The sequence below is a fragment of the Thalassospira tepidiphila MCCC 1A03514 genome, from assembly GCF_001662875.1.
Lineage (GTDB): Bacteria > Pseudomonadota > Alphaproteobacteria > Rhodospirillales > Thalassospiraceae > Thalassospira > Thalassospira tepidiphila.
Window position 1 is genome coordinate 160180 of sequence record NZ_JPVZ01000005.1, and the last position, 12001, is coordinate 172180.

The 12001-nt window shown below is 53.8% G+C and carries 12 protein-coding genes; 5 read left to right on the forward strand and 7 right to left on the reverse strand.

What is annotated here, in order from left to right; all coding sequences use genetic code 11:
* Positions 1-52: 52 nt before the first annotated feature.
* Positions 53-541 (reverse strand): MarR family winged helix-turn-helix transcriptional regulator, encoded by a 489-nt coding sequence (locus TH4_RS12835; protein WP_064781417.1) that lies wholly within the window; start codon positions 539-541, stop codon positions 53-55.
* Positions 542-863: 322 nt separating this feature from the next.
* Between TH4_RS12835 and ectA the strand changes: the two genes are divergently transcribed.
* The 5 genes from ectA (at position 864) to mazG (ending at position 5863) form a co-directional block, all read left to right on the forward strand.
* The gene (ectA, locus tag TH4_RS12840; RefSeq protein WP_008891074.1) at positions 864-1412 is read left to right on the forward strand and encodes a diaminobutyrate acetyltransferase; all 549 of its coding nucleotides are present in this window, start codon (positions 864-866) and stop codon (positions 1410-1412) included.
* A 126-nt stretch (positions 1413-1538) separates the two neighbouring features.
* Positions 1539-2822 carry a diaminobutyrate--2-oxoglutarate transaminase gene (gene ectB, locus TH4_RS12845; RefSeq protein WP_063089488.1) on the forward strand — a complete coding sequence of 428 codons (1284 nt, stop codon included), beginning with the start codon at positions 1539-1541 and terminating at the stop codon, positions 2820-2822.
* Positions 2823-2888: 66 nt separating this feature from the next.
* Positions 2889-3290 (forward strand): ectoine synthase, encoded by a 402-nt coding sequence (locus TH4_RS12850; RefSeq protein ID WP_008891076.1) that lies wholly within the window; start codon positions 2889-2891, stop codon positions 3288-3290.
* Positions 3291-3373: 83 nt separating this feature from the next.
* The gene (locus tag TH4_RS12855; RefSeq protein ID WP_064781418.1) at positions 3374-4879 is read left to right on the forward strand and encodes an aspartate kinase; all 1506 of its coding nucleotides are present in this window, start codon (positions 3374-3376) and stop codon (positions 4877-4879) included.
* Positions 4880-5038: 159 nt separating this feature from the next.
* Positions 5039-5863 (forward strand): nucleoside triphosphate pyrophosphohydrolase, encoded by an 825-nt coding sequence (mazG, locus tag TH4_RS12860; protein ID WP_064781419.1) that lies wholly within the window; start codon positions 5039-5041, stop codon positions 5861-5863.
* A 6-nt stretch (positions 5864-5869) separates the two neighbouring features.
* On the opposite strand, the gene TH4_RS12865 is transcribed toward mazG, so the two are convergent.
* The 6 genes from TH4_RS12865 to ntrX form a co-directional block, all read right to left on the reverse strand.
* Positions 5870-6694 carry an inositol monophosphatase family protein gene (locus tag TH4_RS12865; protein ID WP_083997100.1) on the reverse strand — a complete coding sequence of 275 codons (825 nt, stop codon included), beginning with the start codon at positions 6692-6694 and terminating at the stop codon, positions 5870-5872.
* Between the two features lie 14 nt (positions 6695-6708).
* Positions 6709-8040 (reverse strand): GTPase HflX, encoded by a 1332-nt coding sequence (gene hflX, locus TH4_RS12870; RefSeq protein ID WP_064781525.1) that lies wholly within the window; start codon positions 8038-8040, stop codon positions 6709-6711.
* Between the two features lie 7 nt (positions 8041-8047).
* Entirely contained in the window at positions 8048-8305 is a 258-nt protein-coding gene (hfq, locus tag TH4_RS12875) for an RNA chaperone Hfq (protein ID WP_008891082.1), read from the reverse strand.
* Positions 8306-8426: 121 nt separating this feature from the next.
* Positions 8427-9113: an HAD family hydrolase gene (locus tag TH4_RS12880; RefSeq protein ID WP_064781421.1), complete on the reverse strand. Its 687-nt coding sequence runs from the start codon at positions 9111-9113 to the stop codon at positions 8427-8429.
* Positions 9114-9176: 63 nt separating this feature from the next.
* Positions 9177-10556: a Trk system potassium transporter TrkA gene (gene trkA, locus TH4_RS12885; RefSeq protein ID WP_008891084.1), complete on the reverse strand. Its 1380-nt coding sequence runs from the start codon at positions 10554-10556 to the stop codon at positions 9177-9179.
* A 42-nt stretch (positions 10557-10598) separates the two neighbouring features.
* Complete coding sequence (gene ntrX / locus TH4_RS12890) at positions 10599-11978, reverse strand: nitrogen assimilation response regulator NtrX (RefSeq protein WP_008891085.1); 1380 nt, start codon at positions 11976-11978, stop codon at positions 10599-10601.
* Between the last annotated feature and the right edge of the window lie 23 nt (positions 11979-12001).

Sequence of the window (12001 nt, forward strand, 5' to 3'; positions counted from 1 at the left end):
GTAACTTTTCTTTATTTGCAAGGGACTAAAGGAAACATTGATCTCACTGCATTCAGTGACGATCTGCTGCCCTTTCGACAATCTCGTCGTGGTCCAGAACGGGTGCGACGTCGATGTCACTGGCATCCATCATCCCTGAAACACGTTGCAGGGCGGCGATGAGAAACGTCTGTTCCCACTCTTCAAGATTGTTGAACTTGTCCGAAAAACGGTCATGAAGCGCCATCGGCGCACGGTCCAGAATTGCCCTGCCCTGATCGGTAAGCCTGACGAACACCTTGCGTTTGTCGGTGTCTCCGCGCTCGCGTGTCACAAGCCGCATCGCCTGCAACTTGTCGACAAGCGCCGTGGTCGATGCCTGGGCCAGATTAACCTTGGCCGCGATCTGGCCAACCGTCATCTCACCGAATTCCTCAAGCGATTGCAAAACAAGAAGCTGGGATGTTTTAAGCCCGGTCACCTTACCAAGCTTTTTGGCGTGGATATCACTCGCCCGCAAAATGCGGCGGATGGAGATCAACGCTTCATGCAATTTATCCATAGTTATTTTCCGGACGTTTTTCGTTTCTATAGCAAGCGCTGTTTTAGCCCCGGACCCGCGGCTGCGCAACGCTTTAAGACACTTTTATATCGAATTTCGATCATTTATTCCATCGATTATCGCTCTATTCAGGAAACAATATTTCATCGAAAGAATATTATCCTTATCGAAGGGCGATACATCAATGTTTGGCTTATTATCAGTAACTTACGGAGTTTCACAGGAAAGTCACAGAGAAGGGGTTGATCAATTTGTATCGTTGTTCTATACATCTCTCGCGACATAAATGATCGTGTATCGAAATAACAGAGCAGGCAGACCGATGAAAATTGCCAACACAAACGGCAATACCGGCCAGAAAGCCAACCTGATTATCCGTAAACCCAAGGCCACAGACGGCGCTGCGGTGAATAACCTCATTGCCGACTGCAAGCCGCTGGATGAAAACTCGATGTATTGCAATCTGCTGCAGTGCTCGCACTTCTCAGGCACGTGCGCGATTGCCGAACTGAACGGCGAAGCCGTCGGTTTCGTTTCGGGCTACATCGTCCCCGACCAACCTGAACAGCTTTTCATCTGGCAGGTGGCAGTTTCGCCCAAGGCCCGTGGCCTGCGTCTAGCGAAGCGTCTGATCCTTGATATTCTGGATCGTCCGTCCTGCCACAACGTCTCGCAGCTGAACACAACGATCACCTCGACGAACGCACCGTCGCAGGGTGTCTTCCGTTCCGTTGCGCGCGAACTGGGTGCTGATGTTAAGCGCAAGGTCCAGTTTGAACGCGAAACACACTTCGAAGGCGCCGCTGCCAGCGAAATTCTTTGGCAGATCGGTCCGTTCGAGCGCGAAGACGTTGAACGCGTCGCCGCCTAATCCGGCTGACCTAATTTCCCCACTTGTCATATGCGAAATGGCATCGACCATTTCTGGAACATCCGGCACGCCGGAACGTTCGGTATGACAGGTGGACTTGATTTTCCCAATCTGAAAGAGGGAACTATGACTGTATTTGATCGCCTTGAATCGGAAGTTCAGAGCTATGCACGCTCCTTCCCCGTAACCTTTGAAAGTGCTGAAGGCGCTTGGCTGACCGATGTCGATGGCAACCGCTATCTTGATTTCCTTGCCGGTGCCGGCACGCTGAACTATGGCCATAACCATCCTGTCCTGCAGGAAAAGCTGATTGATTATATCAAATCAAACGGCGTAACCCATGGTCTGGACATGCACACCAAGGCCAAGGCAGCGTTTCTTGAAGCGCTCGAAGAGAAAATCTTCAAGCCACGTGACATGGAATACAAGGTCCAGTTTACTGGCCCGACCGGCACCAATGCCGTCGAAGCTGCTCTTAAACTGGCCCGTCGCGTCAAGGGCCGCGAAACCGTGATTTCGTTTACCAACGGCTTCCACGGTTGCACGCTTGGTTCGCTTGCCATCACGGGTAACGAACATCATCGTGGCGCTGCTGGCGTCTCGCTTGATAATGCTGTTGCCGTACCGTTTGACGGTTACATGGGTGACGGTGCTGATACCACCGAGTATCTGGACCGTGTCCTTTCGGACAACTCCAGCGGTATCGCCCTGCCCGCAGCCGTGATCGTCGAAACCCTTCAGGGTGAAGGTGGCCTGAATGCCGCTGACTTCGGCTGGCTCAAGAACCTGGAAAAGGTTTGCCGCAAGCATGACATCCTTCTGATTGTCGATGACATTCAGGCGGGCTGTGGCCGTACCGGTACGTTCTTTAGCTTCGAACCTGCTGGCATCAAGCCGGACATCATCACGCTGTCGAAATCGCTTTCGGCGTATGGTCTTCCGCTTGCCGTGGTTCTGATGAAGCCGGAACTCGATGTCTGGCATCCGGGCGAACACAACGGCACCTTCCGTGGTAACAACCACGCATTTGTGACTGCCGCTGCTGCGCTTGACCATTTCTGGTCAGATGACAAGTTTGCTGCTGATGTACGCGACAAGGCTGCGTTCCTCGAAACGCGCCTCGATGAAATCATTGATCGCTATGGCGATGGCAAACTCTATCGCAAGGGCCGCGGCCTGATGCAAGGTATCTGCTTTGAAAGTGGCGAACTGGCATCGAAGGTCACCAAGGAATGCTTCAAGCATAACCTCGTGATCGAAACCAGTGGTCCGGAAGATGAAGTGGTCAAATGCCTTGTGCCGCTGATCATCTCCAAGCAGGATCTGGCACATGGACTGGAAATCCTTGAACTGGCAACTGCCAAAGCCATGGGCAAGGACGTTTCCCCGTCCAAAGCAGCCGCTGAGTAACAAAGTTTGGGCGACGCTTAACTGCGTCGCCCGGCCCCACAACTTAATTATATCAAAGAGTTAAAAATGATTGTTCGTACTCTGAAAGAATGTGAAGCATCCGGTCGCCGCGTGGTTTCGGACAACTGGGAAAGCACCCGTCTGTCGCTTGCCGAAGATGGCATGGGTTTCTCGTTCCACATCACCACCATTTATGCCGGCACTGAAACCGAGATTTGCTACGCCAACCATTTCGAGACGGTTTACTGCATCTCGGGCAATGGCGAAGTCGAAACCATTGCTGACGGCAAGAAATACAAGATCGAGCCGGGCACGGTTTACATCCTCGACAAGCATGACCGCCACTATCTGCGCGGCGGCACCGAGGACATGGTTGTTGCCTGCGCCTTCAACCCGCCGCTGAATGGCCGTGAAGTGCATGACGAGAACGGTGTTTATCCGCTCGATGGCGAAGCACTCGCAAGCTAACAATTTCTGGTCGGGCGGCACCTAACGACTGCCCGACCATTTAAAGCATATTCTTTAAAGGAAACGCCCCTAAAGGAGGCAACATGCTTTCAGCCCAGAAAAACAAGGACGCAGGGCATAGCGTTCACAAGATCGGCGGTACGTCGATGACCCAGGTTGATGCGGTCATGGACAACATTCTTGTCGGCAATCGCAAGGAAGACGAACTTTACAACCGTGTCTTTGTTGTTTCGGCATATGGCGGTTTTACCGACCTTTTGCTGGAAAACAAAAAGACCGGTGAACCGGGCGTCTATCAGCTTTACGCCGGTTCGGAAACCGATTGGGCCTGGGGCGATGCCTTGACCAAGGTCTCCGAAAAGATGTGCGCCATTAACGAAGAAATTTTTGGCGACGCGCCGGAACTGAAGCTTGCCAATGCCTTTGTACAGGAACGCATTGAAGGTACCCGCAGCTGCCTGATGGATCTTCATCGCCTGTGCAGCTTCGGTCACTTCAAGCTTGAAAAGCATCTTCTGACCGTTCGTGAGATGCTGTCAGCCATTGGTGAAGCGCATAGCGCGCATAACACCATGCTTCTCCTGCGTGCCAAGGGTGTAAATGCGGTCTTTGCCGATCTTTCGGGCTGGCGTGAGCCAGAGGCCTCTACCCTTGATGGTCGCATTGGAAAGGTGTTTGATGACATCGACCTTTCCAAGCAGCTTGCCATTGCAACCGGCTATGCCCAGTGCAGCGAAGGCCTGATGAGCATCTATGGCCGTGGCTATAGTGAAGTGACCTTCTCGCGCATTGCCTGCCTGACCCAGGCGCGCGAAGCGATCATTCACAAGGAATTCCACCTGTCGAGCGCCGATCCGCGCATCGTCGGCGAAGACGCTGTGCGCCCGATTGGCCGCACCAGTTATGACGTGGCTGACCAGCTGTCGAATATGGGCATGGAAGCCATCCACCCGCGTGCGGCCAAAGGCCTTCGTCAGAACGATATTCCGCTGCGGATTGCCAATACCTTTGAACCGGAACATCCGGGCACGGTTATTGACGATCATTGGGAGCCGGAAAACAGCCGTGTTGAAATCGTGACTGGCGTTCCGACCGCGTTCGAGATTGAAGTCTTCAATCAGGATATGGTTGGTGTTCCAGGTGGCGAGGAAGCGATCCTGAACGTTCTGAAACGTTACAAGGTCCCGACCGTCACCAAGAACCTGAACGCCAATACGATTACGCATTACGTCTCGGCACCGCTCAAACAGATCCGCCGCTGCGTTGACGAGATCGAGGCAAATCAGCCAGAGGCAACCGTTCAGACCCGTAAGGTCGCGATTGTCTCGGTGATTGGTGCCAACATCGAACAGCCGGGTCTGTTCGCCCGCGCGGTATCGATCCTTGATGATGCCGGTGTCGAATTGGTGGCATCCCACTATCCGAGCCGCCGCGTTGATCTGCAGTTTGTTGTTGCCGAAGGCGACTTCAACAAGGCAATCGTCGCCCTGCATCGCGGCCTCGTCGAAGGCAAAAAAGAAGAAAGTGCATCATCCAAGCAAACCAAGGATGACAGCAACGAAAAACAGGAAAAGCTCAAGGCTGCATAAGCCAAAAGGGCATCCGAACATCACAGCAAAACCCGCAAGCGCCCCATTGGCCTTGCGGGTTTTGTTTTGCCTTGATCATATGCTTGTCAGTTTTGATGCAGCGCGATAGGACTTAAAGGATAAACGGGGCACACCAGCAAAACAGACGGGACATCGACCATGACCACGCATAACAGCAAAGCCATCAACGAACTCCTCGACGTCATGGCAAAGCTGCGCAATCCCGATGGTGGCTGCCCGTGGGATCTCGAACAGGATTTCTCCACCATTGCCCCCTATACCATCGAAGAAGCCTACGAAGTGGCTGATGCGATTGCAGACAATGACATGCCCGAGCTTTGCAACGAGTTGGGAGATTTGCTGTTGCAGGTGGTGTTCCATGCCCAGATGGCGAAGGAAGCCGGTCATTTCGAGTTCGAAGACGTCGCCAACAGCATCGTTTCAAAAATGATTAGCCGCCATCCACATGTATTTGGCGACGGTGATGCCACGACGACCGATGGCGTCAATCAGACTTGGGAAAAGATCAAGGCCGCCGAACGCGCCCGGAAGGCCGAAGACAAAGGCCACGAACGCCACAGCGCCCTTGATGGGGTCGCAAGCGCCCTGCCCGCGTTAATGCGTGCGGAAAAACTGACCAAACGCGCCGCGCGTGTCGGGTTCGACTGGCCCAGCACCGATGAAGTCTTTGACAAGCTTCACGAAGAAATCGACGAACTCAAAGCCGAAATGACCGAAAACCCGGATCCGGCCCGCCTGCAGGATGAACTTGGCGATATGTTGTTTGTGATGGCCAATCTGGCGCGCAAGATCGGTGTTGATCCCGAAGTGGCGCTCCGCGGCGCAAACCACAAGTTCACCAAACGCTTCCACTTCATCGAAGACGAACTGGCACGCGACGGCCGCACGGCCGCGGACTCAGATCTGGCTGAAATGGATAGTCTCTGGGATTTGGCGAAGAAGACCGAACGCGGTCAGGTCTGATCACACTCAGGTAAAGAGCGGTATCAGAATTTCATTGATTTCTGCCCACAGCTCCTCGGAACTGGCGCACAAAAGTCCGGCCGCCGTGGCATTGGCGTTGTATTCATTGTTCTTGTCGGCGGTGATATAGCGCGCATAGCCACCGGCCTCACGCACAAGCAACGTTCCCGGCGCATGATCCCAGGGTTTGAGTGTCCGATAGGCACAGAAATCAAACGCGCCACGCGCCGTTTCCTCATACTCGGCACCACAGCAGGAATAATGCGCAACATCGGCAAAGAAATCGAGATGTCCGTAATGCTTGCGGATGCGGTCACGGGCGTATGAAATCAGAAAACCTTTGGCATCAGACGCCTTGGTGATGTCGGAACGCACCGAAACCGGCTGATCCTTGTAACGCGTGCCCGACCCCAATTCTGCAACGGTTGCCGCCCCTTCAATCGGATCGACAATCCAGGCGGCAACGGTTTCACCACCAGAATAAAGGCCGACCATGCAGCGAAACGGCTGCTTGTGATGGGCAAAGTTCTTGGTGCCATCTACCGGATCAATGATCCAGAACGGATCATCGCCAGCAAAGATCCGTTGCTGTAAAGTCGGGTCTTCATGGGCAGCTTCTTCGCCAAGTGCACGGCTGCCCGGCAAAAGATCGGTCAAACGGCGGGTCAGAACGCGTTCGGCTTCGGTATCTGCAATCGTCACCAGATCCATTGCATGCGTCTTGGTTTCGATATCTGCATCGTCCAACTGGCCAAAACGCGGGGCAATTTCAGCAGCCGATACTTCCCGAATGATTTCGGTCACTTTGTCCATATCGACTTTAATCGCCACGCGTTCTCTCCCTATCAAACCAGATGAATATCGAGCCCGGCCTTGGCACACCAGTCTTCGAAACGGCCAACGCGGGTCGTATCGACGCGCACCTGAACCGAAATGCCGTCGGCACCTTCGTTGCGTTTCAAAACCTCGCCCTGCTCATAAAGCCGCGCCAATGATTTACCGTCCGAATACGGCACGCAAAGCTCAAATACCGGCATATCTTCGGTCAGCCGGTCTTCAATCAGGCCCAGCAATGCGTCGCAATTGGTGCCTTTGATGGCTGAAATCGCGATCGTGTTGTCATGGCGCGCAGAATATTCTGAAACGGCTTGCAGTTCTTCGCCTTTGAGCTGATCAATCTTGTTCAGCGCTTCGACAAGTTCCTCACCGTCAATCGCCTTCTGAAGCCCAAGCTCCTTAAGAACTTCAAGCACATCAAGCTTTTGCTCTTCGGTTTCCGGTGAAGCTGCATCGCGGACATGAACAATCAGGTCGGCTTCAAGAACTTCTTCAAGCGTTGCACGGAACGCCGCGACAAGATCGTGCGGCAGATCGGACACAAAGCCCACGGTATCGGACAGAATAACCTTCCGACCACTTGGCAGGATCAAACCACGCATGGTCGGATCAAGCGTCGCAAACAGCATGTCCTCGGCAAAGACCTCGGACACGGTCAGTTGGTTAAACAGCGTCGATTTACCGGCGTTGGTGTACCCGACAAGGGCCACAATCGGATATGGCACACGACGGCGTGCTTCACGATGAAGTTCACGCGTCCGTTTGACTTCCTCAAGCTCACGACGGAGCTTGGCAAGCTTGTCACCGATCAAACGACGGTCGATCTCGATCTGACGTTCACCAGGACCGGCAAGGAAGCCACGCCCACCACGCTGACGTTCAAGGTGCGTCCACGTCCGGACAAGGCGCGACCGCTGATAGCTCAGCAATGCCAGTTGAACCTGCAAACGACCTTCACGTGTCCGCGCGCGATCAGCAAAGATTTCAAGGATCAGGCCGGTCCGGTCAATGACCTTGCATTTCCACTCGCGTTCCAGATTACGTTGCTGAATCGGGGAAAGCTGGCCGTTGATCATCACAATGTCGGCCTCAATGGCCTTGATCTGCAGACCAAGACGTTCGGTAACGCCTTTGCCAAACAGGGTTGAAGGCCGCAATTTCGCGATGGGCACAATTTCTGCGCCCACCACTTCAAAATCAAGTGCACCCGTAAGACTGACCGCTTCTTCGAGACGCGACGATGCGTCGCGCCAAGCACCGGTCTGGTCTGCGCGTTTTAGTTCCGGGTGGAAAACTAGGACCCGGGGAGCTTCTGGCGTATCGCCGCCCCCCGAAGTCAGAGATTCTTCAGCTATTTTCTTCTTCCGTCGCAGGCTGGCTCGGATCAAACAGTTTGATCGGCGTCGTCGGCATTACCGTCGAAATCGCATGTTTGTATACGAGCTGGGTATGAGCATCGCGCCGCAGCAAAACAGAGAAATTGTCAAACCAGGTGATAATGCCCTGCAATTTGACTCCGTTGACCAGAAACACGGTAACCGGCGTTTTGTTTTTACGGCAATAATTCAGGAAGACGTCCTGAACATTCTGTGATTTTTCCGCCATCGGTTAGACCTAGCCTTCTTTTATGAGCGTTTTTTTGGTTTCGGGCGGTCAAGGAAAATGTGGAACCGTCGACTTAAAGGTCTGTCACGATTCCGGCCCCATTTTTAATGACCTCTATGAACTATAAGACTTTCGAGAAGCCTTTTACAACCCCTACAAGCGCCCCGCAATCAGCGAAATGCCAATCAGGGCTAAGAGTCGCGGAATTCTGCGTGTCATTGTGACCGGTAATTTCATCGCCAATCAGAATCGCAGTCGCCCCGACGTTGCGCGCGCACTGAATATCGACCACGCTGTCGCCAACAAACCACAGATTCTCATATTGCGGCGCCGAAGAGTCGCCCATTGCCAGATGCACCGGATCGGGTGCCGGTTTGTCCTTGGCGGCATCGGTTGCACCGACAATCCTGCCAAAAAATGGTGTCCACCCAAGGTGATCGGCTTCCTTGCGCAAGAAATCGCCGTTCTTGTTACTGACCACCCCGATATAGGTGCCGTTATCACGCAGTGCACATAACAGATCATGCGCCCCGGCCAGCGGCATCAGGGTTTCAAGGTGAATAGACTGGAAATGACCATAAAAGCTGTCTTTGGCCTGCTCCCAGCGATCTTCACCAAACAAGATCGGGAAACTGTCACGCATCGAGCGCGCGACACGCTGCTTGGTTTGTTCAAGCGTCCATGTCTCAAGCCCGAAGTCATCAAATGTCATGTTGAGCGCTGCCTGGATCGTCCCCCAGCTATCGACAAGGGTGTTATCCCAGTCAAAAATGACGGCCTTTGGCGGATTGGGCAATTGATCAGACATTTGAACTTCCGGTGGCAAGATCGGGAATATATTGTATGAGGATTACAGCAACGCTCTGATTTATCAGAAGTATTCCAGACGAACAGCGAACATCTTTTCGACCTTCTTGATCTGTTCCGACCCGGCAAATACGACAATCCGGTCGTTGGCTTCGATCACGGTGGCGGCGCGTGGCATCACAACTTCGCCATCGCGCAAAATGGCCCCAAACACCACGCTTGCCGGCATCGCGATATCCTTGATCGCCTTGCCAACGATTGGTGCAGTTTCAAGGGCTTCTGCCTCAAGAACCTCGCCAAAGCCCTCTGACAGGCTGTGCACAGCACGAATACGACCGCGGCGGACATGATGCAGGATGGTCGACACCGTCGTCATACGCGGACTGATCACCACATCCACGCCAAGTTCGGAAACCAGCGAGTTGTAGGTACTTTTGTTAATCAGCGTCAGCGCACGCGGGCAGCCATACCGCTTTGCCAAAAGTGATGCCAGAATGTTGGTTTCATCATCATTGGTCAGTGCAACAACTGCCTCGGCATTACCGACATTGGCTTCTTCAAGCAGTTCAGGATCAAGAACGTCACCCCGCAGAACAACGCTTTTCTTCGGCAGTTTCTGCGCGACATAGCGCGCACGTTCCGGATCGGCTTCGACCAATCGGGTGGTAACGCCCGGGAAGTTCTTGTTGATTTCCTCGGCCAGGAACAATGCGATGTTCCCGCCGCCAAAAATCACGATACGGCGTGCTTCGGGGTCTTCATGACCAAAGGCCGACATTGCGCGATCCACCTGATCGCTTGATACGGCAAGATACACAAGGTCGCCCGCCAGCATCTGGTCGTCGCCCTTGGGATAGACCGCCTTGTCACCGCGGATCATGCCAAGAATCGAGATATTAAGATCCGGGAAAAGCTGATGAAGCTGACGCAACGGTGTATTGATCACCGGGCAATCGTCGCTACACCGGATGCCAAGGATTTTGACCTTGTCATCGGCAAACGGGATCATGTCGAACGCACCGGGTGCCTGAAGGCGGCGTGCAACCGCGCGGGCGACTTCCATCTCGGGCGAAATCACGACATCAATCGGAAGCTTTTCACGGCCAAACAGGCTGGCCCATTCCGGCTGCAGATAAGTCTGGCTGCGGATACGGGCAATTTTGGTTGGCACGTTAAACAGTGAATGCGCCACCTGACAGGCTGTCATATTGACTTCATCAGCAAAGGTCACCGCGATCAGCATGTCAGCCTCTTCGGCACCGGCCTGCTGCAACACATCCGGGTGCGAGCCAAAACCAATGATGCCCTTGACCTCTAACGTGTCGGAAATCTTGCGCACCAGTTCTTCGGACTGGTCGATCACGGTTACATCATTGTTTTCCGCAGCCAAATATTTGGCAATGTGGAACCCCACCTGCCCGGCGCCGCAAATGATGACCTTCATTTTGAATTCTCCCGTTCACAACAGTCCATGATGAGTTTGGGCTTATTGCCCGTTCACACCAAGGCTTTTCAGCTTGCGATGCAAGGCTGAGCGTTCCATTCCGACAAAGCTTGCCGTTTTGGAGATATTCCCGCCAAAACGGTCGATCTGTGTCTGGAGATATTCTTTTTCAAACATCTCCCGCGCTTCGCGGAGCGGCAATGCCATGATTTCACTGGTCTTGTCAAAACTTAGCGACGTCGGCACGTCAGAAAACAGCTCTGATGGCAGCATTTTACCACTGATCAGATCCACCTTGTCGTCATCATCGGGCGCCATGATCATCAATCTTTCGATGACATTGCGCAACTGGCGCACATTGCCCGGCCAATCATAGGCATGCAGGGTCGCCATCGCCTCGGGCGAGAGTTTCCGTTTCGGAAGACCGGTCGCATCGGCATAACGATCAAGGAACATTTCCGCCAACATCGGAATATCTTCCCGGCGCTGCTGCAAGGATGGCACTTCAAGCGGAACAACATTGAGGCGGTAATAAAGGTCCTGGCGGAATTTCTGCTCGGCGATGCGTTGTTCAAGGTCGCGTGCGGTCGTTGCGATAACACGCACATCAACATTGACCGGAACCGATCCGCCAACGCGTTCAAACGTCTGATCCTGCAAAACCCTGACAATCTTGCCCTGGGTTTCAAGCGGCATATCGGCCACTTCATCAAGCAACAAAGTCCCGCCATGGGCAAGTTCAAGCACGCCTGTGCGCGCCTCACGATCCGACGTCGCAACCGCCCCAAACAGTGATTCTTCCATGGTGTCGGGGGAAATATTGGCACAGTTCAGCACAACAAACGGCGCCTCGGCGCGGGCGGATTTCTGATGGATCAGGCGTGCTACGACTTCCTTGCCCGATCCGGCCGGACCATGGATCAGAATGCGGCTACCGGTACGCGCAACCCGTTCGGCCGACTGGCGCAAGTTGTTCAAAACTGATGATTTGCCAACAAGTTCGGTATCGCCACCGGCCCGCAAGGTCAGTTCACGGTTTTCGCGACGCAGGCGTGCATCGTCAATGGCGCGTTCGACCACCATCAAAAGGCGGTCAGTATTGAACGGTTTTTCGATGAAGTCATAGGCACCAATGCGCGATGCCTCGAGCGCGGTTTCAATATTGCCGTGACCGGAAATCATCACGACCGGAACTTCGCTGTGCTCGCGCTTGATCAGCTTAAGCGTCTCGATGCCATCGTGATCGCTTTCATCCATCCAGATATCAAGCACCACAAGGCTCGGCCGGCGGGCTGCAACCTCTGACAGCGCGCCCTGGCTTGATCCTGCCTGACGGGTTGTATACCCCTCGTCCTCGAGGATGCCTGATATCAGAGCCCGGATATCTTCTTCATCATCGACAATAAGAATGTCGTGCGCCATGTCGTGACCAAATCAATCTTTTT